Below are 24,437 nucleotides of genomic sequence, written 5' to 3'. Positions count from 1 at the left end.
CGGGACGGGTTAACGGCAGGCCCCGCCGACCGATTGCAAGCGGTCGGCGGGGCCATTGTGGCTCTTGACAGCGGATTGGGTCATATGAGCGAAAGCCCGCCAGAGCGAGCAAGGTGACGTGAAACGAAAGGGCGCTGACCTTCTGGTCGCGCCCTTGAAGTTGAACGTCAGATTGCCGCTCTGGCGGGTTTGCAGCGTCAACTGGTTACGCGGTTCGTAGAACCGCGTAACTGTTAGGGCCGCTGACCCATGCCACCCTCGAGGGTGACGGTCTCACCGTTCATGTACTTAAAGTCGGGACCGCAGAGCTGAACGACCACACGGCCGATTTCCTTCTCGACGTCGCCGTAGTGACCCGCCGGCGGCATGTGGACGTTGGCCTTGAACGCCTCGGGATAGGCATCCTGGAAGTTCTCGAGCGCAGCGGTCCAAGCAAGCGGGCAAACGATATTGACGTTGATGCCGTCCTTGCCCCACTCGTTGGCGGCAACGCGGGTCAGGCCGCGGATGCCCTCCTTGGCGGCAGCATAGCTGCACTGGCCATAGTTGCCAAACAGGCCGGCGCCCGAGGCAAAGTTGACCACGGAGCCCTTGGTCTCCTTCAGGTGCGGATAGGCCTTCTGCATGTACAGATAGGTAGCATACAGACCGGAGTAAATGGCCAGGTTAAACTGGTCCATGGTGTGATCGGCGATGGTCACGCCCGAGGCGCTGGCCTGAGCATTGTTGACGACGGCGTCGATGCGGCCGAACTCCTCAATGGCCTTGTCGATGACGTTCTGGACGACGGCCTCGTTGTCCTGACCAGCCGAGACATCGGCCTGAACAGGCAGAACCTTGACGCCGTACTCGGCCTCGAGAGACTCCTTGGCGGCCTCGAGCTTGGCAACGTTGCGGCCGGTGATGACGAGGTTCGCGCCCTCCTTGGCAAATGCGATATCGATGCCGTAGCCGATGGAGCCAGCGGAACCGTCCTTGAGCGTGGCCTTGCCGCCGCCGGTGACGATCACGGTCTTACCAGTGAAAAGTCCCATACAAAGTCCTTTCAAATCGCGACGGGCACGCCCGCCGACTGCGCGTGTCCAACTTCACGCGCCAAAAGCTGAGATGCAACTTTAGCGTGTTCAAGCGAAAATAAAAGACCGCGGTAGGCGAACGGCACCACGTCGTTCGGCGAAGGGATTGTCAAGTGCAAACTGGATAAAGCGGCCGAGTTATTGTTATCAGATCGAGCCATCGAACACGTTTTGAAACTTTGCTGCGGCGCGCGGGATGTCGGCGCGAGACTTTATCATAGGGTGACAAACAACGATGAGGAGCACATGCCTATGACAGACGAGCTGGACCCCCAGACTCAACAGCATATTGATGATTCCGCAGACGTCACCGCAGATACTGACGCTGTGACCTGCGATGGTATCGACATCGACGACCCCATCTTGGACGAAAGCGCTACGGCGGAAACCCCCGAAACAGAAAACGCCGATGAGCAAAACGACGATGCGCCCGCTCAGGACGACGTCCCGCAAGCAGCGGGCCCCATCGAGGTGTCTTCGGAAGAAGAGCTCGATGCCGTCATGGACTCCATGATGGATGCTGTCAAAGCGATGAAAGACGCCGTCGCCGATGCCGATATTGATGCCGAGGAAGAGGAGGCCGCCGAGGCGGCCTCGACCTTTGTGCCCGGCGAGACTCCGGTTGCCGACCAGGGCAGCACCATGCCCTCGTTTCTGCAGCTCGAGCACCCCACGATTGGCGCCGATGCGGTCGATCCGCACGCAGCAGGCTTTTCTGTGGTCGAGGGCGGTACCGGCAATATCGCCGCGCCGCAGGCTGCCGATGCGGACGCTGCCGACACCGCTCGCCCGACCGCCCCGCACTCCCCCGCCGCAAGCCGCGATCTGGGGACCGCTGTCTCGAACACTGCGAACGCCGTGGGCACCTTTATCGCCCAGGGTGCCTCGGCCATGCGCGAGATGAACGCCGCGAAAAAGGCACTTGCCGATGCCCGCGCCCACCTGGCCGAACTTGAGCAGCGCATTGCCGATCAGGCCGAGGAACTCGAGACGCGCCAGGATATCGCAGGCCGCTACGAGCAGATCGTCGCCGACCAGCGTCAGGCGATCGCCACAGCGCAAAAGACCGCTGCGGCAGCCGAAATCGATCGCGATGTCCATGCTTCCAAAGTAGCAGAGCTCAAGGGTCAGCTCGAACAAATGAAGACAGAGGATGACGCGACCGAGCTCCGCCTGAAGGCCGCGCTCGATGCCGTGGAGGCCCGCGAGGCGAGCTCGCGCGAGACCGGCAACCGCCTCGTTCGCCGTCTTGAGGATTCCAAGCGCATCCGCGACAAGGTGCAGGCCGAGCGAGACGCCGGCATTGCCGCCGCACAACAAACCGTCGACGCCACGCGCGCCCAGCTCGAGACACTGCGTCATGAGTATGCCGAGCTGCAACGCAATCCCTCGGCAAATCCCGCCAACTATACGGTGCGCACTAGCGAGCTCTCGATGCAGATCTCCGACACGGCAGATGCCCTGCGTAAAGCCGAAGAAGATGTCCCGCGTATCACCGCCGACCTTGAACACTCGCTTGCCGCAGCCGAGCAGGCCGTCGAACAGGCGCAGGCCCCCATTGCCGAAGCCAAACGCGCGCACCAAGCCGTGACGGCAGAGGCCGATGCCGCGCGCGACGAGCTGCAGACCGCAAAAACCGCCGCTGCAACGCGCCAGCGCGAACTGCGCGAGAAGATCGCCGCCGAGGACAAGGCACGCCGCGACCAAGAGCAGAGCATCGCCAACGCCCAAGCAGATGCCGCACATGCGCAGTCGATCATCGAACAGGCGAACGAAGTACACGACCACCCAGAGATTACTGAGTCGCTTGCAGGGTCCTTGGCCCGAGACAAAGCCGAACACGCCGAGACCGAGCGCGAAGTCGCCCAGCTCGAGGCCACCGAGGACGCGGTGCGCGAGCGTACCCGCGACTCACGCATCAAATTCACCGGCGCCATCGTCTGCATCGTCGTCGCAATCCTGGTGATCATCCTAGTCTGGCTGTTCGCGAGCAAGTAAACCAGCTGCCAAAAAACGCTCAACGCAGTTGCGGTGAGATAGTTCCTGTTTAGCCCTCAAAAAGCCAATTTAAGAACTATCTCACCGCAACTTATTAGATTGATGCAAGGCAATCTATCCCTCTTGCACCAATCTCTTGACATAAGGAGTGTCCCCAGGTGCCGGCACAAAAGGAACGTCCCCAAGTGCCAACAACGGCGGCGCCGATGTTTTGGCGAAGTCAGCGAAAACCCGCCAGAGCGAGCAAGGTGCCTTGAAACAAGGCGGCATTGACCTTCTGGTCATGCCGCCGAAGTTGAAAGGCAGATTGCCGCTCTGGCGGGTTTGCAGCGTCGACCGGTTACGGCGTTTGTAAAACGCCGTAACCTACTGAATGAGCATCGCGTCGCCAAAGCTGAAGAAGCGGTAACGCTCTTCGATGGCGGCGGCGTAGGCATCCATGATCTGGTCGCGGGTGGCAAGCGCGCTCACAAGCATCATGAGTGTAGAGCGCGGCACGTGGAAGTTCGTGATCAACGCGTCGACCACGTGATAGGTCGAGCCGGGCATAAGGTAGAGCTGCGTTGTCGCGTTCTCGCGCACCACGATGTCGCCGCGGCCGAGCGTGTCGGCCCCGTCCTCGCGGCCCTCAAAATAGCGCGCCGTCACAGCCGGATCGGACACCGGCGCGTCCGCGTCAAACGCGCTCTCGAGCGAGCGCACCGCGGTGGTGCCGACGGCGATCACACGATGACCCTCGGCCTTGGCCTTGTGCACGGCATCGACAACCTCCTGCGACACGTGGTAGCGCTCGGTGTGCATCACGTGCTGCGTGGGGTCGTCCTCCTCCACCAGACGGAAGGTATCGATACCCACCTCGAGCTCGACGGCGGCAAACTTCGCACCCTTGGCCTCGATAGCGGCCATGAGCTCGGGCGTGAAGTGCAGACCCGCCGTAGGAGCGGCAGCCGAGTGCTCCTCCTTCATGGCGTAGACGGTCTGGTACTTCTCGGGATCGCCCTCGTAATCGGTAATGTAGGGCGGCAGCGGCACGTGGCCGGCAGCGTGGATGGCCTCGTCGAGCGTGCGCGGGTCGCCGGCGGCATTGCAACCGGCCGGCTCAAAACGCACCAGACGGCCGCCGCGGCTATCGGTGACAAAGTCGACGACCTCGGCCGTCAGCACCACGGGAGCCCCCTCGGGCGCATGGGCGCCACCGGCGCGATACTCAATATGAGCACCGGGCTTCAGGCGCTTGCCCGGCTTGACCAAGCACTCCCAAACATGGCCCAGCGGATCCACGTCCTCGCGGCGCTTGAGCAGCAGAGTCTCGACCACGCCGCCCGAGCCGGCTTTGCGACCGATCAGGCGAGCCGGCATCACGCGCGTCTGGTTGATGACGAGCACGTCGCCCGGCTCGATATAGTCGATGATGTCGCGGAAGATGCGGTGCTCAACGGTACCGCCGTGCTCCAGCGGCGTTCCCGCCTGGGAGCCCTTGCGATCCACCACCAGAAGGCGGCAGGAGTCGCGCGGCTCGGCAGGAGCTTGGGCAATCAGTTCCTCGGGAAGGTTGTAGTCAAAATCATCGGTACGCATAGACACGTCGGATACTCCTTATATAGCTAAAGTCCGCTCTACATCCTAGCAGGCTGACGTCCCAAATGAACTACTTTTTGGCGGCTTTGCGCTCGTCGCGGATGCGGGCGCGGTCCATGGCCGCCTCGACGGCCGAGAATCGGCAGCCGCAGTAATTCTGCCGATACATACCCAGCTCGCGCGAACGACGTGTCGCCTCGGGGTAATACGGACGAAAATCGCGAATCACCGGAGTGAGACCGCGGGCGGCAGCCAGACGCTCCAACACATCATTGCAGGTTTCGAACAACTGATACGGCGAGACGGCGAGCGTCGTGCCCACAGACTCAAACCCGCGTTCCTGGGCCACACGACATGCCTCGGCCAAGCGCAGGGCATAGCACGCGCGACAGCGACGGGGTCGATCGGCGCCCAGCGGGGCCACGCCGGCCTCCCAGCGCTCCCGGTCCTCCCCCGCCTCGATAAGCTCGATGTCGCCATCGGCACACCACCGGCGCAGCTCGTCCAAACGCCGCTGCCATTCATCGTGCGGCTGAATATTGGGGTTGGTCCAGCAGATTGTGGGCTCAAACCCTTCCTCGCGCAGCAGGCGGACCGGCTCAAGAGAGCACGGCGCACAGCAGGCGTGCAACAACAACGGCTTCATCGACATCTCCTCACCCGAAAAAGCGCACGCCGAAGGACGTGTCCTCGCAGGCGACAATGCGGCGGTCGCGCAAAATGGTCCGCACGTAATACCAATCGCCCACGCAACCCGATAAATGCAAGCCGGTCGCCAGGTAGCACAGCAGCGGATAGCCCGAAAACGCAAACCCCAGGGCAAACGCCGACGTCACAACAACCGTCGGCGCCAGGCAAACCACCATGTACCGCCGGCGCGAATACACAACGCCCTCGGCGCAGGCATAGATCATCGCCGTCTCGCGATTCGCCCCAAAGGTCACCTGCGCGCCCGCAGGCGCCAGCAGCTTAAAAAACACACCGTGCACCAGCTCGTGCACGGCGAACGACGCCATTGAGATCGCAGCCAAGCCGACTATCCATCCCAAGTCGGCCATCCAGCCGCCCGCGTCAGCCGCATCCAAGTCCGCAGGCCCGCCCAGCAGCATAAACACCGGCACCAGACACACGGCAAATGCGCCAAGCACGGCCATCCCCCACACAAAGCAGGCGTGCAGAAAATCCTCGTCCTCAAACGCATGTATGTTGGAAATCTCATTCATAGCATCTTAGGATAGCGCCCCTGCCACGCACCCGCCCGCATGTGCGATAATGTCGAACGATATGCACGAATTGACCACCGCGCCGCCGAGCCCCGCGCCCGGCCGCGCCCTCACCATATGCGAAGGAGTCCCATGGCATCCAAATACTCCATGAACGACCGTCCCAGCTGGCCTCGCCGCGCCATCGTTACCGCCGGCGAGCCCTACGGCAACAAGGGCCTTCACTTTGGCCACGTTGGCGGCGTCTTTGTCCCTGCCGACTTCTTCGCCCGCTTCCTGCGCGACCGCCTGGGCCGCGAGAACGTCATCTTCACCTCGGGCACCGACTGCTATGGCTCGCCCATCATGGAGAGCTACCGCAAGCTCAAGGAGAACGAGGGCTACGACAAGTCCATTAGCGAGTATGTCGAGTCCAATCACTCCCGCCAGGCCGCGACCCTCAACAACTACAACATCAGCTGTGACATCTACGGCGGCTCGGGCCTTGAGCCGGCTGCGCAGATTCACAACGAGGTGACCACCGAGATTATCGAGCGTCTGCACGAGCAGGGCACCATCTCCAAGCGCTCCACGCTGCAGTTCTACGATGCCAAGGCCGGCACGTTCCTCAACGGCCGTCAGGTGATCGGCCGCTGCCCCATCCAGGGCTGCAAGTCCGAGAAAGCCTACGCCGACGAGTGCGACCTGGGTCACCAGTTTGAGCCCGAGGAGCTCATCGCGCCCAAGAGCCAGCTCACCGGCGAGGTGCCCGAGCTGCGCCCGGTCGACAACCTCTACTTTGACCTGCCGGCCTACCTCGACTTTATGAAGACCTACACCGCCAAGCTCGCCCAGAACCCGCAGGTTCGCTCCGTGGTCTCCAAGACCATGGAGGAGTGGCTGCTGCCGGCCCAGCTCTACATCCAGAACAAGTTCCGCGAGGCCTTCGATGCCGTCGAGGATCAGCTTCCCGAGCACACCGTGCTGGAGCCCGAGGGCAACAAGAGCAGCTTTACCGTCACCTTCCCCAGCTGGAAGGAGCGCGACGATGCCCACGCGGTGCTCGCCAACGGCGGCGTGCGCTTCCGCAGCGGCAAGGCGCTCGTACCCTTCCGCATCACCGGCAACATCGACTGGGGCGTTCCGGTGCCCGAGGTCGATGGCGTCTCCGACGTCACCTGCTGGTGCTGGCCCGAGAGCCTGTGGGCTCCCATCAGCTATACGCGCACCGTGCTCGCACGCGATGCCAAGGCCGCCGGCGTGACCGAGGGCGTCGCCGCCCAGGATGCCGCCCTCATGGGCGAGCCCGCCGCCGATTCCACGCAGGTCCCCGCGCCCACCTACCAGCACAGCTCGCTCGACTGGCGCGACTGGTGGTGCTCGGATGACGCACAAATCTACCAGTTCATTGGCCAGGACAACATCTACTTCTATTGCATCGCGCAGACCGCCATGTGGGAGGCCCTGGGTTGGAACCTCACGCAGAGCACCGTCAGCGCCTGCTACCACCTGCTCTACATGGGCAAAAAGGCAAGCTCGTCCTCGCAGACGCCTCCCCCGCCGGCAGACGACCTGCTCAACCACTACACCTGCGAGCAGATGCGCGCGCACTGGCTGTCGCTCGGCCTGTCCGAGAAGCCGGTGAGCTTTAGCCCCAAGGCATACGACACCCGCGTGACCGGCAAGGACAAGGACGGCAACGAGGTGCACGCCTGCGACGACAAGCGCGTCATCGATCCGGCCCTTAAGGAAAGCGCCCTTTTGACCGGCGTCTTCAACCGCCTGGCCCGCAGCTGCTTCTACGGCGTCGCCGTCAAGGAGGGCGACGAGAGCCCCTATCGCAACGGTTGCATCCCCGCCGGCGCCGCCTCGGCCACCGTGGTGGAGGCCGCCGAGCAGGCCGCCCTCGCGTTTGAGCAGGCCATGTACAAGTTCGAGACGCACCGCGCGCTCGCTGTGTGCGACGACTACCTGCGCGCCGCCAACAAGCGCTGGAGCGACGCCTCCAAGGCTGCCAACAAGCTTGAGGGCGAGCAAGCCAATACCGCGATGACGCAGGCCCTCGTCGACGCCTTCACCGAGCTGCGCGTGGCGACCGTGCTCATGCACGGCATCGTGCCGGCCGGCTGCGAGCTCATTTGCGAGTACTTCGACGTCGACCCCGTCGCCTTCTTTAGCTGGGACAACATATTTGCCTCCACGGACGAGTTCGTGGAAAGCCTGGGCGAGAAGCCCGGCGAGCACCGCGTGAAGCCGCTGCCCCCGCGCTTCGACTTCTTCAGCAAGCACGAGAGCCAGTACTAAAACAACACTCGACATGTAATGGAATGGGAAGGAAAGACGGATGTCCAAGCCGCGTCGTCGTAAGCAGAAAAAGCAGGTCAAGGCCGAGCTCAAGCTCAGGCAGTTTGCTGCTACCGAGCTTTCTGACCAGCTTGCCGCCCAACACTCCGCCGCCGACCTGCCGCGCTTTATGGTCGACACGGTCGCCGGCGCCTATGCGCCCGCCGATGCCAAGCTCATGATCGAGGGCTTCGGCGCCGCGGCCACACGCCCGGTCACGCTGCGCGCCAACACGCTCAAGGCGACCGCCGAGGACATCGCTGCGGCGCTCGGTGCCGCCGGCATCGCCCACAACCCCGTCGCCTGGTACCCAGACGCCTTTATCCTGCCCGAGGCCCAGGTTTCCGATCTGTGGGATCTCGACATCTACCGCGACGGCAAGATCTACCTGCAGAGCCTGTCATCCATGATGCCGCCGTTGGTCCTGGGCGCCCAGGCAGGCGAGGACATCCTGGACATGTGCGCAGCCCCCGGCGGCAAGACAACACAGATCGCCGCCCTCACCCAGGGACAGGCGCACCTCACCGCCTGTGAGATGAGCATTCCCCGCGCCGAAAAGCTTGAGTCCAACCTCCACCGCCAAGGTGCCAAAAACGTGCCCGTCATGCGCATCGACGCACGCGAGCTCGACGAGTTCTTCCGCTTTGACCGCATCCTGCTCGACGCTCCCTGCACCGGCACGGGCACCGTCATCAGTGGCAACGAGAAAAGCCTGCGCGGCCTCACCGAGCAGTTGCTGAGCAAGTGCGCCCGCTCGCAGCGAGCACTTCTGGACCGCGCCATGGGTGCCCTCAAACCGGGCGGCACGCTCGTCTATTCGACCTGTTCGATTTTGCCGCAGGAAAACGAGGACGCCCTGCAAGAGGCCCTCGACAAGCACATGGACTGCGAGCTTATCCCCCTCGACGGCACGCCGAGCGAAAGCGAAGCACGACGCACCCAGGAAGCTGGTGAGGAGCCGCGCATCGAGTCCAACGCTCTGACCGAAGCCATTGCCGCCGGTCAGGTATCGGCCATCGCCAACGGCCTGCCCGGCACGCTCACCATTCCGCCTAGCCGCGACTTTGAGGGCTTCTACATTGCCCTGATCCGAAAACGCAGCTAGCGCACGGATCCAAAACTCAACAAGTTATCTCCGTGCGCGTTTGCCCTGCTGGTCGCGATGCTGTTTAAGCATCGTGCGCTCCTTGCGTTCGGCCCTTTTGCCCTTAATGGCCGTGACCACAAAGTAGATGACCGCGGCGGCAACGATTGCGCCCACACACAGGCCAATCGAGCCCAACATTGCCGAAAATTCCATACCGCGTCACCTCTCTTGTAAACGGGACTTTCAAGATAGCACCTCGATCCCCGCCACCACAGCTCCTTCACGTTCACCGGCCCTTCGGTCTAACGGATGGCGCGGCGGGGAAAAATCAACTCGTCAAACGATTTAGCATTCGCAATTCCGGCTGCATAGCGCCGGCCGTTATCACATAGAATCGAGCCTCCATGGATACCCTCAACGATCTAAATGAGCGCGTCGACGCCTTCGTCGGCACCAGCTCCTTCGACACGCCTGCGGCGGCAAACGACCAAGCTCCCATCGATGTGCCCGCCGAGGTGCACAAGGACATCGTCGCCTCGGTCGATTTTTCCGAGGTCGAGCTTGCAGACGAGTTCACCGAGCCCCAAGTAGCCGTCACGCCCAACGGCCTGCTCCCTATGGAGCCCCTGCCCATCGACGGACGCCTGCGCAAGGCTGCCCTTCGCATGCCCGACGAGATCGAGGAGGCCAGCGGCTTCACGCTCTTTGGCCGACGCATCAAGTCGCTCATTTACACCACCGATGTCGCGGTTATCCGCAACTCCAACGCCGACGCCGTCTTTGCGGTCTACCCTTTCACGCCGCAGCCCGCCATTACGCAAGCGCTGCTGACCGTCGCCGAGTGCCCGGTCTTTGTAGGCGTGGGTGGCGGAACTACGACCGGTAAGCGCTCCGTGCAGATGGCAGCCGTCTCCGAGATGCAGGGCGCGGCGGGCTGCGTGGTCAACTCCCCCGCTACTGCCGAGATGGTCGAGCACATCACCAACATCGCCGACATCCCCGTCATCGCCACGGTCGTTCGCTGCGACGACGATGCCCACGCCAAGGTGCGCGCTGGAGCCAAGATTCTCAACATCGCCGCCGGCAAGAACACGCCCCAGGTCCTACGCGAGCTGCGCGAGCACTATCCCAACCTGCCGCTTATCGCGCCGGGCGGCAAGACGCCCGAGAGCATTCGCGAGACCATCGCCGCCGGCGCCAACGCCATCATCTGGACACCGCCTTCGGCCCAGCAGCTACAGACCGACATGATGCAGCGTTATCGCAAGATGAAGGAAGACGCCACACCTGTCATCTCGCGCGACGACGTGCCCATTATCGACCAGGTCGCCGCCGCCGAGGTCAGCCAAGTCGAGAACATGAATCCCGATGTGCCGATTCCCGACGAAGTCATCGAGCGCGTCGCTTCGATCCACGAGCGCGTCGAGGAGCATCGCGCCAACCGCGGCCTCAAGCCGTCACTGCACGGCTTTTTCTTCCGCGGAAAGAAACGCTAGCAAAACATCTTGGCCCGCCCCACAAACGTGAGGCGGGCCGTTTTCGTTTGAGCAATCATGCAGCGACGTGATGGGGCAAATTAATCCACGCGCTTGTCGCCCATAAAGAAGAGCGCCACCGTACCAGGTCCGGTATGCGAGCCAATCAGAGTACCGATGTCATTGATCTCAATCTTGCCTTTAAGCTGCGGAACCTGTTCCTCAATCAGCGCCGCGACCGCCTCGGCATCCTCGCGGCACGCCGACTGCGACATGATGCACTTACCCGAATAATCTGCACCGTCCTGTACGTGTGCCATCATGGTCTTAGCCATCTCGGAAATCGCTCGCTTCTTAGTGCGAATCTTCTCACGTGGCGACAGCTTACCTTCGCAATCGACCGTCATAAGCGGGCAAATCTTGAGCGCCGTGCCGATGATCGCGCTCGCGGCCGAAATGCGACCGCCGCGCAGGTAGCTCGACAGATCGGTCGAGAAGAACCAGTGGTGCAGGTTGAGTTTATGCTCCTCGATCCAAGCGGCCGTCTCGTCGAGTGAAGCCCCGCTATCGCGCACGTCGGCGGCATATTCCAGCAACAGACCAAAGCCCGAAGACGCCCCCAGCGAATCGATGACGCGTACCTTGCCGCCCTGGGGATAGCGATCCGCAAGCATCTGCGCCGCGACGCAGGCCGATCCATACGTGCCCGAAATACCCGACGACAACGTCAGGTGCAGCACGTCTTTACCCTCGGCAACAAACGGCTCCCAAAACTCCTCGTACTCGCCCACGCCCACCTGAGACGTCTTGGGCATGGCGCCCGCGGCAATCTGGGCAAAAAACTCGTCCGGCGTAATCGACTGATACAGATCGTCCGTATAGACAACATCGTCGATCTCGTAATGAAAATACGCGACGGGAATATTGCGCGATTCAAAGAACTCACGGGTTCGGTCGGCGGCGGATTCACAGGTCAGGACAAAATCACTCATATGAGGCTCCTTACTCATTGCTGCGCAAATTATCGCACAGTGAGCCTACATGCGGTACATATGTCCACTATTTACCAAATCGAACCAAAAATAGTGAACATCTTTACCACCATCGTCTCCACCGGCCCCACGCAAAAATATCTGAGAAAACACCCTCTGTCGTCTCCACTCAACCGCCATATCTACCTCAACTAAATCGATTTACCAAACCGTTCATCCGACAATTCAGCCGCTGGCGCAAAATCGAAACAAAAGCGGCGCATACTGGTAAACGTTTGACGCTGTTTATCAGTTTTACCAGCCCCATCGGAAGGTGTTTCATGGTCGCATTCGATCGCAACCCGCAAGACTTCAAGTATCTGCGCCTGCTTTCGAGACAGTTCCCCACCGAACAATCCGCGTTTACCGAGATCATCAATCTCTCGGCCATCCTCAACCTGCCCAAAGGCACCGAGCATTTTATGAGCGACGTGCATGGCGAGTACGAAGCCTTTATGCACATCCTCAACAACTGCTCGGGCGTCGTGCGCGAGCATGTCGACGAGATTTTTGGCGACACGCTCACCTTTGACGAAAAGGGCGAGCTGTGCACGCTCATCTACTACCCGCACGAGAAGATCGAGCTGGTCCGCAGCCAGCGCGAGGACTCGCCCACCTGGTACAAGACGATGCTTGACCAGCTCATCATGGTCGCTCGTTCGCTTTCAAGCCGCTACACGCGCTCCAAGGTGCGTAAGGCCATACCGCGCGATTACGCCTATATCATCGACGAGTTGTTGCACACGCACCCGGACGAGAACAACTATCGCGTGCGCTATCACGAGCGCATCGTGGAGTCCATCCTGGAGACCGCCAGCGCCGACGACTTTATCGAGTCACTCGCCTCGCTCATCAAGCGCTTGGCCGTCGACCACCTGCACCTGGTGGGCGATATCTTCGACCGCGGCGGCGGCGCTGCCAAGATTATGGACCGCCTGCTCACCTACCATTCGCTCGACATCCAGTGGGGCAACCACGACCTGCTATGGATGGGCGCTGCGGCCGGTGAGCCCGCCTGCATCGCCACGGTGCTGCGCAACAACCTGCGTTACGACAATTACGAGATCCTCGAGAACGACTACGGCATCTCGCTGCGTGAGCTTGTCGCCTTTGCCGATGCCACCTACACCGCCGGTGAGTCCATCACCCCGCTGATCAAGGCCATCAATGTGCTGCTCTTTAAGCTCGAGGGCCAGATTATCCAGCGCCACCCCGAGTTCGATATGACCGACCGTCTGTTACTCGACAAGATCGAGCACGACACCGGCACGGTCACGCTCGCCGACGGCAGCGTATGGCCGCTCACGACCAACGACTTCCCCACCGTCGATCCGGCGGACCCCTATACGCTCACGTCTCAGGAGCAGCACATCATCGACAAGCTCGTGTCCGAGTTTGTCACCGCCGATCACCTGCATCGCCATATCGATTTCCTCTATTCCCACGGCTCGATGTACAAGGTCGCCAACGGCAACCTGCTCTTCCACGGCTGCGTTCCGCTCAACGAAGACGGCACCTTTAGCAGCATGAACTGCCTGGGCACCTGGCACGCCGGCCGCGATTATCTCGATTTTTGCGACCACATCGCCCGCCGCGCGTGGCGCGTGGGCGACCGCGATGCCCTCGACTGGATGTGGTACCTGTGGATTGGCTTCAATTCACCCGCCAGCGGACGCCTGGTGCGTACCTTTGAGCGCGCCTATATCGCCGATAAGAGCACCTGGGTCGAGCCGATGGACCCGTACTTTACGCTTACCAAGTCGCCCTCGGTCTGCGACGACATCATGCGCGAGTTTGGCGTCGCGCCCATGGCATGTTCGCCGACCGGCCACATCATCAACGGCCACACGCCCGTTAAAACCACCAAGGGCGAGCAGCCCATCCGCGCCAACGGCAAGCTGCTGGTCATCGATGGCGGCTTCTGCCGCGCTTACCATCCCAAGACGGGTATCGCCGGCTATACGCTCATCTCGAGCTCGCGCGGCTGCCGCCTCAAGTCGCACCGGGCCTTTACGACGGTTGCCGAGGCACTCACGCGCAACGTGGACATCGAGAGCGAGACCAACCGTTTTGACCAAGCGGACCGTCGCCGCATGGTGAGCGACACCGATACTGGCGCCAAAATTCGCAGCCAGATCCAGGACCTGCGCCAGCTGCTCGATGCATATAGAAACGGTGCTATCGAAGAGCGCGTCTAGCCCCACCCGCGGGGATTGGCTAAACTTGCTGAGTTTGTCATCCCCATGGCGTCCCCGCGCCACCCTAAGGCAGGTACCATGCAAAAGCTCCTTGCGCAGATCATGAAATTTGGCGTCGTCGGTGTCATTGCCACGGTTATCGACTTTGGCATTATGAATCTGCTCCACTACGGTCTGGGCCTCAACATCCTAATCGCCAACACCAGCGGCTTTATCATCTCACTCATCTTTAACTACCTCGCAAGCATGAAGTACGTGTTTGCGCACAAGGAAGGCATGAGCCGCCGCCGCGAGTTCATCATCTTTGTCGTGCTGTCCGTGATCGGTTTGGTGCTCAACGACGGCATCGTGCTGGCGCTCAACGCCGGCCTGGGACTCGAGGCCAATATCGCCAAGATCTGCGCCACCGCGCTTGTCATGGTCTACAACTTTGTGACCCGAAAAATCTTCCTGGAGGGCGACGTGACAAAATAGCTCGAAACCCCTGCAGCATTACGGCGCCCACGGACGACGCGCACTCAGCGCAGTATCGTCCGTGGGTGTCGCTCGTTTACGGGCAAATTTTCAACGTTTGCGGATTAGCTCTTGAAAATTTGGCGAGTTCATATAGTTCTTGGCAAAGACCTTACGTTTCCCTTGTAAAAGCTCTAAAGTATCCTCTGCTCGATTCATCAACGCATTGGATGTGATTACGTGCGCAAGGCGCTGGCACAACCTCATACCAAGCAGTTCCTCAAGTTTGCTGTCGTGGGTCTTATCTCCTTTGGCATCGACTGGGGCATGCTCATTGCGCTCGTCGAGCTGTTCCACCTCGACTTTTTGATGAGCACCACGGTTTCGTTTATCACGTCCGTCGTGGTCAACTACTGGCTCAGCATGAAGTACGTGTTCGACCACCGCGAAGGCATGAGCCGCAAGCGCGAGTTCACGATCTTCACCATCCTGTCGGTGATCGGCCTGGGCCTCAACGACCTGTACATGTTTGTGGGCGTCACGTTTTTGAGCATCGGCTACCAGGCCATGAAGGCCATCGCCACGTTCCTCGTCACCTGGTACAACTACTTCAGCCGCCGCTTCTTCCTCGAGGGCGCACGGTCGTAGTCGATTCACTATTTGCTTGAATGTATAACCGGTTGGAATTCCCGTTCCAACCGGTTTTTTGTTTGCCGAGAGACCCGGCGACCCAGTCCCATTCGCATGAAAAACGGGCGGTCCGGATGTTGGTCCGAACCGCCCGTCTGGCGCGCTATGTCGAGGCCTCTAGCCCGTTACGTAATACCAAACGACGTTGTCACCATTGGAGAGAACGTAGTTACTGCAGGCCGTCATGGGCGTTGTGCCGTTGACGGAGTACATCCAGCCGCTCGTGCCGCCGTACTGTTTCTCGGCCAAACCACCAATCGCAGAAACATACGTGCCGTACGATGAGCCGTGTGCGTTGACAGAAAGGCCCAGCGCGCACAGGGCATCGTAAACGGTGGCGCCTTCGTTAAAGGTAAAGGTGCCGCCAGAGGACACGGGATTGCCCACAGCGCTCGATGTGACCGAAACCGTCACCGTAACGTAGTTGGACTCCTGTGAGCCGCTTTGGCTGCCCGAGGAGGCGTTTCCACCATTAGGGGATGAGGCTCCATCAGACGACTGGCCACCGCCCGAAGAAGCACCGCCAGACGCATTGGAAGTATCACCGGCTCCCGTATTTTGGGCAGCGGATTTATCGCCAGACCTCTTGCTGTCCTGGCCATCGGACTTCTTGCTATCCGAGCTTTTGTCCGATTCCTTGTGCGAAGACTCGGAATCATCCTTGGCGTCGTTCGAGCCCTTGGACTCATCTTTTGCAGCATCCGAAGATTTGGAATCCTTGGAACTGGCCTCGCCCGAAGCGGTAGACGAGCCAGACCCCTTGGTGTCCTTGGCGACGACGCTCTCCCCCGTCACGGTCTGAACGATCCAGTCAATGGACCAGGCGCCGCTCTCGGAAGGATGGACGAAGCCCAGCGAGACGACGATCAGAATGGTGCACGCGGCAGCAAGAACGCCAAGGAGCGCCTTGCGACGAGATGCGGACGCCGCCGAAGCGGCGCCCTGTTGCTTTGCATCGTCGAACTGAATGAACGAGGAATCTGGTTGCTTGGGGTCAGCGTCCTTGGATTTATTGGACACAACCCTCACCTACCGACGTTTGGTGAACACGAACACGCCGACGATGGCGAGACCGATGACGCCGGCGGCAACGCCAACAATGGCGAGCGGGTTGGTGCCAGTCTCCTGCTCGGAAGCACTAGAGGACTTCTTAGCAGTGGTCGTGGAAGCAGCACCCGTATCGGACTTCTTGTCGGACTTGTTGTCCTTCTTGTCAGACTTCTTCTCATCCTTCTTGTCGGACTTGTTTTCCTTGGTCTCGGCCTTGGTCGACACCGTCGTCTTGGTCGTCGGCTTATGACCCGGGGCGACAGCGCCGCCCTTCGAGCCGGAGCCGGAACCCGTGCCAGTGCCAGCGCCAGTGCCGGAACCAGTACCGGTACCAGAACCGCCGCCGCCATTCGAACCTGCGCCGCCATTACCGCCAGGGTTAACGGCATTCTTGGTCCACTTGGCATACAGCGTCAGATCGGCCGTCACCGGCGTGGCGAAGTCATACGCCCGCGTGCAGGCTTCATCGGTATACCAACCGCCGAAAGTGTAGCCATCGCGCGTCGGATCGGCCGGCTTGACCAGCTTGCCATCGGCCGTGGCAACAAACTTAGTGTCGCAAGCAGACCCGCCGTTGGAATTAAAGGCAACCGTCCAAGACTCAACGGCCCCAAGCTTGAACAGCGTGCCCGAGTCATTGATGTAGTACAGGTTGCCAGATGCATCGGCAATGACCGGAGAGTCACAGTACTGGTAATGGCCAGCCGCATCATAAATCTGCGTCGCCTCTGCATCGCCGAGCGTATAGCGATACACCCCACCACCAGCAGAGTAGCTGACGTAGTCCTTGCTATCCGCGCTATTAACGGTGAAGTACACATAGGTCTTGCCACCCTGAACACTCACCAGCGGAGTAGCAGCAATACCGTTAAATCCGGCCGGTAGCTCTTTACCGTCAGCAGCGGTGACCATCGTGGTCTTACCAGTCTTCAGATTATAGAGAACCAGAGCAGATCCAGTAGCCGTCTGCCCACCGACAATCAAGTTGTCGCCAGACATCGCCGGGGCGCTCATGTTATTCGTAAGACCCAGGTCGACCGTCTTCTGCTCGCTCAGCACGCCCTTCGCCGAAAGCGAAATCACATGGAGCTTTCCGTCGTGCGTCATCTGATAGAAGGTCGAGCCATTGGACGGATCGGCGACGCAGTCAGCGTTCGCAAGGGTGCCGAGCTTCATGGTCGAAACGACATCGCCCGTTGCCTTATCAATGCACTTAAGCGTACCTGCGCTCGTGGGGACGATGGCGTACTTATCCGTCAGGGCAGCGCCAGTCCAATAATAGCCCTCAGCTGCGTCGATGTTCTGCCAAGAGACTTCGCCTGTGGTGATCTTGATGCGCGTAAAGGAACCGTTGACGTATTTCTTCCCATCAGCCGTACCTACATAGACGTACTCGCCGTCCGAAACGACGGTGCAGGAGCTCTGCGTCAAGTCCGTCAAACCAGGCGTCAGCCACTTGCAGATCAGCTTGTCTGCAGTAATCGCCTGGACCGCACCGCCGTTGAGCGGAACGATGATAAGGCCGTTGGTATAGATCGGACGGGAGGTATAGCTCACCTTGGAGGCAAGCGGCGCAGAGGCAACCTTTTTGCCCGTGGACGAATCAATCTTAATGAGCTCGTTCTCGGTCGCGATGTACACAAAGCCGTTGGCGATGACAGGTTCGCTGCAGTTGGCATACTGCTGACCAGACTCGGCCTTCCAATCGAAGGCCCACTTAAGACCGGAAGCCTGCGCAGGCGTCTTGGCATCCGTTACGGTCGAACCGTTGCCACTGTTGCCGTAGCCGGCCCACTCGGCATCCCAATCAGGAGTCGTCGCGCTCGGATCCACGACAATCTTGTCGGGATCGGGCATGGGCGAATTATCGGTGGTATAGGCAAGCGTGACCTTATCGCCGCTCTTGAGCGTAATCTGATTGGCGCAGAGTAAGGAGGGCTCTCCGTTGATATACAGATGCCAATATTTATTGGTCGCAGCATCCCAACCATACGGCTTGTGATCGAACGGCGAAGTAATGGAATTCAGGAACCAGTACTCACCACTCTGGGAGCCGTCGTACGCAACGCCCTTGGCCTTCAGAACTGCCTCAATAAGGTTCTGGGCCGTGGAGCCTTCGGGCAGAGAAACATTGCTTGCCGTGCCCCAACGCGTATTGTTCCCGTTGACATCGGGACCGATAACATCGGCGGATCCAAGCACCTGACCGGGGAGGACATCGGCGTCAGCACCATACATAAAGGTGACGGCGTCACCCTCCTGGAGCCTGTAGGCACCGGCGCCAACGTCGGCGAACTTGCCATTTACGTAGAAGCGCCAATAGCTCTTGGTCGCAGCATCCCAGCCATAGGACTTACCATCAAACGGCGAAGTAATGCCGTTGAGGAACCAGCCCCAAGACGATTCGCCAGCATCGAGAGTAAGGCCGGTCTGCTCAAGGAGATCCTTGGCAGTAGAGCCTGCCTTGAGACTCGTCTGGCCCGTCGAAGCCCAAATCTGCTGCTTGCCGTCCTTGTCCTTACCAAGCACCTGAACGGAAGCATGAACGGAATCAGAGGGCAGCTGGTCGCCCCAGCCACCGTAGAACCACGTGACGGTATCGCCAACATGGATGGTGACATTGTCCGCCGTATAGTCACTCGACTTGCCGTTGATGAACAGCTGCCAATAGGTCGAATAATCTTGGGGCGTACCCAGTTCAACACCGTTGTACTTAAGGCTCAGAATGAAGGAGCCCGCAGCAACGGCGTCGATGCCATTCGCCTCAAGCGCGACCTTCGTAAGGTCAAGTGCGCTCGAGCCGGACGTCACCACATACTGCGCGTTATCGACCCAGGTCTGAGTCTTGCCCTGGGCATCGCGACCAATGACGGTCACATTTGCGGCAACCTGGTCCTTAACGACAGGGGACGAGCTACCAGCCGTATAGGCAAACTCAATCTTCTGCCCCTGGGTGAGCTTGACGCTGCTCGCGCCAACCGAGGAAGACGCGCCGTCGACGAACAGCTGCCAGTAGGCATAGGTCGTCGGATCGTAGGCAAGCGTGCGGCCATCGCTCGGGGATGTGATGCTTTCGAGGTAGAAACCGTATGCCGTGTTCGGATCGTACTTCGCCTTGAAGCCCGTCTTCTCCTGCAGCTTAATGAAGGCATCCGCAGCCGTCGCGCCCTCGTCGAGCTTGAGCTGCGTAGGTGCCACCCAGGTCTGAGCCTTGCCGTCAGCATCGGTGCCGATAATCGAGAACGAGACCTCGACCTGCTTCTTGGCAACATCGCCGGTTTCTGTCGGGTTCTCTGTCTGAACGGCAGCCGCGGCGGCAGATCCCACTTGGCCAGCGGATGCCGTCGAAGACTGCTCGCTCGTGGCAGGGCTCTCCCCCGTCGCCGAGCCTTCGTCGCCAGTTGCTGCCTCTGTTGTGGCTGCACTAGCTGCAGGCGCGCCCTCGGAATCCGAAACCTCGGCGCCGCTCTGCTCAGCGGTACCGCCCGCAAGCGCTGCGTCCTCGCCCGGCGTCGCAGTCTGAGCCACAGCCTCGGCAATGCCCTCGGCGCCCTCGGCCCACAGCTGAGCCGGTGTGGTGCCAAAGGCCATCGCGAAGGCCAGGAATGCCACCAGGCCGCGCTTGGCTACGCCGCGCGCAATTGCGCCACGGCGATGCGAGACGCGCTGGCGCTCGTCCTCAAACATATCCATTTGTCTCCTACTGTCTGCACTTGGAGCGTTGCCTTGAGACTGCCCCACGTCATCGCGCATGTTGCGCTCGAGTTCCCCCATCGGGGTCCCCCTTCCCTCCAGAGCCCTATGCACACCGGCGGCAAAAGCCGCAGCCGCATGCAAGACGGGAGGCGATCCGACTTAACCTTAACGACTCGGGCACGTCGTCCGATCTGCGACGCGAGCATCCCGAGCCAAGAGGAATTACGGTTACTGGTACAGCTGGGGACTTGCACCCCGATTCTCCCAAATGCGCAGGATAACCGCGCATTCGTGCGTCTCCGCACCACCATCTAGGCCATCGATTATTACCGTCAAAATGGTATCACGCAAAAGGGCCTCGCACGCAGGCGAAGCCCAAGGTAAAAGCTATTGTTTGCGATAGGAAAATGCGGTGACGGCCGCAGCCTCTAGTGCTTGCCGCCGTGACTGTTGAGCCAGATATTGCGGCCCAACATAAGCGCCAGCACCAGCGCGCTCACGTAGCCCATAAAGCCAATGACCGGGATACCAAACACAACCGGCTCGATGCGCGCGTAGTACACCACCGACGAACCGATAAACAGACCGGCGATCACAATTGCCATCGACATGCGGTCGATAATCCCACCTAGCTGTCGCAGCGCCTTATCGCTGCTCATGATCTGCGTGTTCACCTTAAGCTGGCCGCGCGTAAGCATACGCGAAGCCAAGCCCAGATACTCGGCCGCCTCGAGCGAGCCCTTCGCCGCGCGATAACTGCTCGCTGCAAAGTCGCGGCTCATCTCGCGCATGCGCGCATAGGTGCTTTTCTCGTTTTTAATATGCGTCTGGATGATTTGGATCATGTTGACGTTGGGCATGTACTCGGTCAACAGGCCCTCGAGCGTCACCATGCCGCGGGCGAACATCGTCACCACGCTCGGCAGCTCAACGTCATTTTTGCGCGCGAGGTTTAACAGCGAGGTCAAAAACTCGCCGATATCCAGGTCTTTAAGGTCGAGCCCGGCAAAGTCGGCAACAATAAAGTCCAAGTCGGACAAAAAGGCCGAATGGTCAAGCTCGGCCGAATCGCCGCGCGTCACGGCAAAGCGCATGAGCGAATCCTTGAGCTTTGGCACGTCGCCCTCGGCCACGGCAAAGATCATATCCTTGACGATGCCACGGTCGTGGCTCGACATGCGTCCGACCATGCCCAAGTCGATAAAGTAGACAATTCCGTCTTTGAGGATGATGTTTCCCGCATGCGGGTCGGCATGGAAAAAGCCGTCGTCGAGCACCTGCGTCGAATAGTCCTCGACGATTGCGGCACCGATCTTTTCCAAGTCATAGCCCTCGGCCACTAAGCGTTCAGGATCGGCGATCGAAATGCCGTCGACGTAATCCATGACCACCACGTGCTCGGTGCACAGGTCCAGATAGGATTTAGGGCACGTCACGCCATGAACGCTCTTATGGAACTCGTAGAAGTCGTTGAGGTTTTTGGCCTCGGCCAAAAAGTTGGTCTCCTCGCGAAACGAGGTCCACAGCTCCTCGACTACGCCGTGCAGGTCAACGAATTGATCGGTATTGACGAACTTGGAAACGATACGCACCACCGAGCGGATGATATCGATGTCCTGTGCCATAACCTGCTGCGCACCGGGGCGCTGCACCTTGACGGCCACGTCCTCGCCCGTCACCAGACGAGCGCGGTGCACCTGCGCGAGCGATGCGCTACCAAGCGGATTGGGGTCGATCGCATCGAACATCTCCCCCAGGCGCAGGCCGTATTCCTCTTCCAAGCAGCGGAGCACTACCTCGTACGGCACCGGCTCCACGTCGGAGCGCAAGCGGCGCAGCTCATCGCAAAAGCGTTGCGGCAGAATCTCGGACCGGTTGGCCAGAATCTGCCCCATCTTGACGAACATGGGGCCGAGTTCCTCGAGCAGGCGGCGCAAACGAACCGGCGTGAGGTTATCCCACACGCGGTACTTTTTAACCAGGCGAACAATCTGCCCGATACGCTCGCGGCGACCCGCCGGCGTGAGCTGGTATTCCTCGTCCGGCGCCATCGCGTCGGGCTCCTCGGGCACCATATCGACAGCGCGCGGCTTCTTGCGAGCGCCCGAGACGGCGGCGTCGACCTCATCGACAACCGCCGCCTCGTCACCCAGGGGATCTAGTTTGTTGTAATCGGTGGTGGAATCTGCCATCTGCGCTGCTACTCGGCCTCTTCGGTATCCTTCGCATCGTCGGGCTCAACGGACTCGACGGGCACCGAGGTCACGTTGTCCTCGACCGAATCGACGATGTCGCGCACGTGGGCCAGGAAGGCCGTGCGCTCGGACGCGGTCATAACGCGGACGCGAGCAAGGATGAGCTCATCGAGCACGCGCTGGGCCGCGGTCTCGCCCTGCATGCCCAGACGCTCGGTCAGATCGGAGATGGTACCGCCGGCCTGCTCGAACATGTCGGACACACTGCGGGCGATATCGGGAGCGCCGGCGTCCTTGCGAACCTGCTCGCCCTTGGTATTAAGGTCGTCGAGAACCTTCTTGCCGCCTTCGACAGCAACGGCGGCAGCGCCAAAGCCCACGTTAATGGCGCCGTTAACAAGCTGATCGAGTTTCATAACCATGGTTGTCTCCAATCACAAACAACTGCATTGGCGTTCTTGTACCCAAGATTGAGCGAAAGCGACAAAGCGTTTTAGCGCTATTCAATCGACGGGAAATCCCTACCTCACGTTGTCGTTCATCGCGAAAGAGTTCTTCATGGCGCAGCTCGTGGTGTAGAGCACCTTGCCCAACAGGGCATCGGTCTCCACGCGCACGAGCTCGGCAAAGGCCTCGTTGGCGCGGGCGAGCTCGGCAGGCACCTCGGCCTCGGGCAGCGCGGCTACGACAGCGTCAACGTCGTGAATCTGCTTGTGGCCCATGCCGCCGACCTTCTCCTGGTAGTCCTCCACAGCGCGGCCGCACTCATGGAAACGGACGTCAGCCAGGGCGCCGATCAGGCGGTTGGCCCAGTAGAAGTTTTCGGACGTCACGCGAGCCTGCGTGTCGGCATAGTACTCGGGCATGGTCTCGACGTTGGCGTACAGCGGAACCAGCGCGTTAAACGAGTTGGAGCCAAAGGCCATCCACTGCACGGCACGGTAGGCCGGCTGCGCATAGGGGCGCAGCTGCAGCACGGCGAGCTGGCTGTTGCGATTGATGCCGATGGGGCGATAGGCGCCGCGCGTGGCGGGCGTGCCCTTGCTGCCGTAACAGTCGTACTCCGTGCCCTGGTAGTGGCTCGAAAGCACGTACTTGATGTCCTCGATGGTCACCTTACGCTCGGGCACGCGGCTCCAGGGGATATCGTCGCTCTCGGGCGTGTAGTCGGCGTCGGGGCCGTCCCACACGTCGCCGGGGTTGAGGCAGCGCTGCATGTACCAGGCGCGCGGCGTGTTGTAGACATGGTCGCTGTCGCTGTGCGAGCCAAAGGCCTCGCGCGGGTTAAAGACCGTTGCCGGACCGTCGCCCTCGACGCCCAACGTCAGGTCCAGATGCCACTCGGCCATCCAGGAGCGCAGGTCGGCCGAGCACATGTGGTCGGTCTGGGCGCCCTCGGCGTCGTCTAGGTCAAAGCTGTCGATACCCAGCTGGTTGGGCATGGTCACATAGGCGTCATCAGGCACACGCTTGGCGATCCAGTGGTGGCCGCCGATGGTCTCGAGCCACCAGATCTCGTCCACGTCACTAAAGGCGATGCCGTTGTTCTCGTAGGTGCCGTAGCGCTCGAGCAGGTCGCCCAGGATACGAACGCCGTCGCGGGCGGACTTGGCGTACGGCAGGACCAGGGTCACCATATCCTCCTCGCCCAGGCCACCAGGTTGCGCCGGCACATAGCCGTCCTCACCCTCGTTGCCCTTGGCGGGTACGTAGTCGACGAGCGGGTCGGCACCGCGGACGCGCTCGTTGGTGGTGAGCGTCTCGGTTGCGGACATGCCCACATTGAGCTCGTTGAAACCGGCCTCGGCCCAGATGCCGTGGCCCGGGACAACATCGGGGACGCTCGTGTAGCGCATGGGGTTATTGGGCAGTTCAACGGTCAGGTGGCTCAGGACGCTTGTGTAGACGCGCGGCTGCTCGTCGGGATGCACCACGCGTATACGTTTGGGCTCAAACACCCCGTTGGACGAGTCCTCGTTACGCGCGACCAGGGTCGACCCGTCGTAGCTTGCGTTTTTACCGACCAGAATCGTTGTGCACGGCATGCGCATCCTCCTTGAGCGAAGAAATCAAACGGCAACAGTGTATCGCTTCGGCGCAGAAAGGGCGAAACCACGGCGCTGGCAACCCCTGTGGTCAAAAAATGCCAAATATGAGTACTGTCACTAATTTAGTAACAGCAATTTTGCTACGCATGGGTGTCGAAAGTCTACATTTGTTCAAAAATTAGATGATGTACTTCCCCATAGGTCCAATAAAATAGGCTTCTATCGATAATAAATATCGTTAGAGAGCCAAATTAACCTAAAATATATGTGACTATCTTGGCAACAGTACTCATATTTGGCATTTTTTGTCCACGGGG

General features: G+C 60.5%; 18 protein-coding genes. 7 read left to right on the top strand and 11 right to left on the bottom strand.

What is annotated here, in order from left to right:
• Positions 1-233: 233 nt before the first annotated feature.
• Positions 234-1,034: an SDR family oxidoreductase gene (locus tag AAAX75_RS05245; RefSeq protein WP_006235414.1), complete on the bottom strand. Its 801-nt coding sequence runs from the start codon at positions 1,032-1,034 to the stop codon at positions 234-236.
• 294 nt (positions 1,035-1,328) lie between these two features.
• Between AAAX75_RS05245 and AAAX75_RS05240 the strand changes: the two genes are divergently transcribed.
• Positions 1,329-3,074, top strand: a complete 1,746-nt coding sequence (locus tag AAAX75_RS05240; protein ID WP_349091310.1) for a hypothetical protein — start codon at positions 1,329-1,331, stop codon at positions 3,072-3,074.
• Between the two features lie 366 nt (positions 3,075-3,440).
• On the opposite strand, the gene queA is transcribed toward AAAX75_RS05240, so the two are convergent.
• The 3 genes from queA to AAAX75_RS05225 all read right to left on the bottom strand — a co-directional run bounded on the left by queA (position 3,441) and on the right by AAAX75_RS05225 (position 5,875).
• Positions 3,441-4,652, bottom strand: a complete 1,212-nt coding sequence (gene queA / locus AAAX75_RS05235) for a tRNA preQ1(34) S-adenosylmethionine ribosyltransferase-isomerase QueA (RefSeq protein ID WP_250787531.1) — start codon at positions 4,650-4,652, stop codon at positions 3,441-3,443.
• A 70-nt stretch (positions 4,653-4,722) separates the two neighbouring features.
• Positions 4,723-5,298 carry an epoxyqueuosine reductase QueH gene (locus tag AAAX75_RS05230; protein ID WP_349091309.1) on the bottom strand — a complete coding sequence of 192 codons (576 nt, stop codon included), beginning with the start codon at positions 5,296-5,298 and terminating at the stop codon, positions 4,723-4,725.
• Between the two features lie 10 nt (positions 5,299-5,308).
• On the bottom strand, positions 5,309-5,875 hold the full coding sequence (locus AAAX75_RS05225; RefSeq protein ID WP_349091308.1) for a DUF3267 domain-containing protein: 567 nt from the start codon (positions 5,873-5,875) through the stop codon (positions 5,309-5,311).
• 132 nt (positions 5,876-6,007) lie between these two features.
• Between AAAX75_RS05225 and AAAX75_RS05220 the strand changes: the two genes are divergently transcribed.
• Together AAAX75_RS05220 and AAAX75_RS05215 are read left to right on the top strand one after the other, a co-directional pair.
• Positions 6,008-8,158, top strand: coding sequence for a class I tRNA ligase family protein (locus AAAX75_RS05220; protein WP_195520710.1), 2,151 nt, complete (start codon positions 6,008-6,010; stop codon positions 8,156-8,158).
• Positions 8,159-8,198: 40 nt separating this feature from the next.
• Positions 8,199-9,302, top strand: a complete 1,104-nt coding sequence (locus AAAX75_RS05215; protein WP_152068285.1) for an RsmB/NOP family class I SAM-dependent RNA methyltransferase — start codon at positions 8,199-8,201, stop codon at positions 9,300-9,302.
• Positions 9,303-9,326: 24 nt separating this feature from the next.
• Here the strand turns inward: AAAX75_RS05215 and AAAX75_RS05210 are convergent, their stop codons facing one another.
• Positions 9,327-9,497 carry a hypothetical protein gene (locus AAAX75_RS05210; RefSeq protein WP_156333777.1) on the bottom strand — a complete coding sequence of 57 codons (171 nt, stop codon included), beginning with the start codon at positions 9,495-9,497 and terminating at the stop codon, positions 9,327-9,329.
• Between the two features lie 191 nt (positions 9,498-9,688).
• Between AAAX75_RS05210 and AAAX75_RS05205 the strand changes: the two genes are divergently transcribed.
• The gene (locus AAAX75_RS05205; protein WP_152068286.1) at positions 9,689-10,780 is read left to right on the top strand and encodes a hypothetical protein; all 1,092 of its coding nucleotides are present in this window, start codon (positions 9,689-9,691) and stop codon (positions 10,778-10,780) included.
• Between the two features lie 80 nt (positions 10,781-10,860).
• Here AAAX75_RS05205 and AAAX75_RS05200 read toward each other — a convergent pair whose 3' ends face one another.
• Positions 10,861-11,751, bottom strand: a complete 891-nt coding sequence (locus AAAX75_RS05200) for a DegV family protein (protein WP_152068287.1) — start codon at positions 11,749-11,751, stop codon at positions 10,861-10,863.
• A gap of 320 nt (positions 11,752-12,071) precedes the next feature.
• Between AAAX75_RS05200 and AAAX75_RS05195 the strand changes: the two genes are divergently transcribed.
• The 3 genes from AAAX75_RS05195 to AAAX75_RS05185 all read left to right on the top strand — a co-directional run bounded on the left by AAAX75_RS05195 (position 12,072) and on the right by AAAX75_RS05185 (position 15,089).
• Positions 12,072-13,988, top strand: coding sequence for a fructose-1,6-bisphosphatase (locus tag AAAX75_RS05195; RefSeq protein ID WP_349091307.1), 1,917 nt, complete (start codon positions 12,072-12,074; stop codon positions 13,986-13,988).
• 78 nt (positions 13,989-14,066) lie between these two features.
• Entirely contained in the window at positions 14,067-14,462 is a 396-nt protein-coding gene (locus AAAX75_RS05190; RefSeq protein ID WP_349091306.1) for a GtrA family protein, read from the top strand.
• 219 nt (positions 14,463-14,681) lie between these two features.
• Positions 14,682-15,089 (top strand): GtrA family protein, encoded by a 408-nt coding sequence (locus AAAX75_RS05185; RefSeq protein WP_022095123.1) that lies wholly within the window; start codon positions 14,682-14,684, stop codon positions 15,087-15,089.
• 159 nt (positions 15,090-15,248) lie between these two features.
• On the opposite strand, the gene AAAX75_RS05180 is transcribed toward AAAX75_RS05185, so the two are convergent.
• The 5 genes from AAAX75_RS05180 to AAAX75_RS05160 form a co-directional block, all read right to left on the bottom strand.
• Positions 15,249-16,151, bottom strand: a complete 903-nt coding sequence (locus AAAX75_RS05180; RefSeq protein ID WP_347478875.1) for a DUF4430 domain-containing protein — start codon at positions 16,149-16,151, stop codon at positions 15,249-15,251.
• 9 nt (positions 16,152-16,160) lie between these two features.
• A complete protein-coding gene (locus tag AAAX75_RS05175) occupies positions 16,161-19,874 on the bottom strand; it encodes a DUF4430 domain-containing protein (protein ID WP_349091305.1) in 3,714 nt (1,237 codons plus the stop codon).
• Positions 19,875-20,305: 431 nt separating this feature from the next.
• Positions 20,306-22,069, bottom strand: a complete 1,764-nt coding sequence (locus AAAX75_RS05170) for a lipopolysaccharide core heptose(II) kinase RfaY (RefSeq protein ID WP_347478878.1) — start codon at positions 22,067-22,069, stop codon at positions 20,306-20,308.
• An 8-nt stretch (positions 22,070-22,077) separates the two neighbouring features.
• Positions 22,078-22,494, bottom strand: coding sequence for a hypothetical protein (locus AAAX75_RS05165; RefSeq protein ID WP_347478879.1), 417 nt, complete (start codon positions 22,492-22,494; stop codon positions 22,078-22,080).
• A gap of 99 nt (positions 22,495-22,593) precedes the next feature.
• A complete protein-coding gene (locus tag AAAX75_RS05160; RefSeq protein ID WP_347478881.1) occupies positions 22,594-24,117 on the bottom strand; it encodes a C69 family dipeptidase in 1,524 nt (507 codons plus the stop codon).
• Positions 24,118-24,437 lie beyond the last annotated feature (320 nt).

It is taken from the genome of Collinsella sp. CLA-ER-H7 (assembly GCF_040092345.1).
In the GTDB taxonomy this organism is placed as follows: domain Bacteria; phylum Actinomycetota; class Coriobacteriia; order Coriobacteriales; family Coriobacteriaceae; genus Collinsella.
This window is presented reverse-complemented; position numbering and strand designations above follow the sequence as displayed.

Coding starts and splice junctions, on each gene's coding strand:
- AAAX75_RS05245 (WP_006235414.1), bottom strand. CDS start 1,034: ATGGGACTTTTCACTGGTAAGACCGTGATCGTCACCGGCGGCGGCAAG.
- AAAX75_RS05160 (WP_347478881.1), bottom strand. CDS start 24,117: ATGCCGTGCACAACGATTCTGGTCGGTAAAAACGCAAGCTACGACGGG.
- AAAX75_RS05195 (WP_349091307.1), top strand. CDS start 12,072: ATGGTCGCATTCGATCGCAACCCGCAAGACTTCAAGTATCTGCGCCTG.
- AAAX75_RS05220 (WP_195520710.1), top strand. CDS start 6,008: ATGGCATCCAAATACTCCATGAACGACCGTCCCAGCTGGCCTCGCCGC.
- AAAX75_RS05190 (WP_349091306.1), top strand. CDS start 14,067: ATGCAAAAGCTCCTTGCGCAGATCATGAAATTTGGCGTCGTCGGTGTC.
- queA (WP_250787531.1), bottom strand. CDS start 4,652: ATGCGTACCGATGATTTTGACTACAACCTTCCCGAGGAACTGATTGCC.
- AAAX75_RS05205 (WP_152068286.1), top strand. CDS start 9,689: ATGGATACCCTCAACGATCTAAATGAGCGCGTCGACGCCTTCGTCGGC.
- AAAX75_RS05165 (WP_347478879.1), bottom strand. CDS start 22,494: ATGGTTATGAAACTCGATCAGCTTGTTAACGGCGCCATTAACGTGGGC.
- AAAX75_RS05175 (WP_349091305.1), bottom strand. CDS start 19,874: ATGGATATGTTTGAGGACGAGCGCCAGCGCGTCTCGCATCGCCGTGGC.
- AAAX75_RS05170 (WP_347478878.1), bottom strand. CDS start 22,069: ATGGCAGATTCCACCACCGATTACAACAAACTAGATCCCCTGGGTGAC.
- AAAX75_RS05210 (WP_156333777.1), bottom strand. CDS start 9,497: ATGGAATTTTCGGCAATGTTGGGCTCGATTGGCCTGTGTGTGGGCGCA.
- AAAX75_RS05225 (WP_349091308.1), bottom strand. CDS start 5,875: ATGAATGAGATTTCCAACATACATGCGTTTGAGGACGAGGATTTTCTG.
- AAAX75_RS05200 (WP_152068287.1), bottom strand. CDS start 11,751: ATGAGTGATTTTGTCCTGACCTGTGAATCCGCCGCCGACCGAACCCGT.
- AAAX75_RS05230 (WP_349091309.1), bottom strand. CDS start 5,298: ATGAAGCCGTTGTTGTTGCACGCCTGCTGTGCGCCGTGCTCTCTTGAG.
- AAAX75_RS05215 (WP_152068285.1), top strand. CDS start 8,199: ATGTCCAAGCCGCGTCGTCGTAAGCAGAAAAAGCAGGTCAAGGCCGAG.
- AAAX75_RS05240 (WP_349091310.1), top strand. CDS start 1,329: ATGACAGACGAGCTGGACCCCCAGACTCAACAGCATATTGATGATTCC.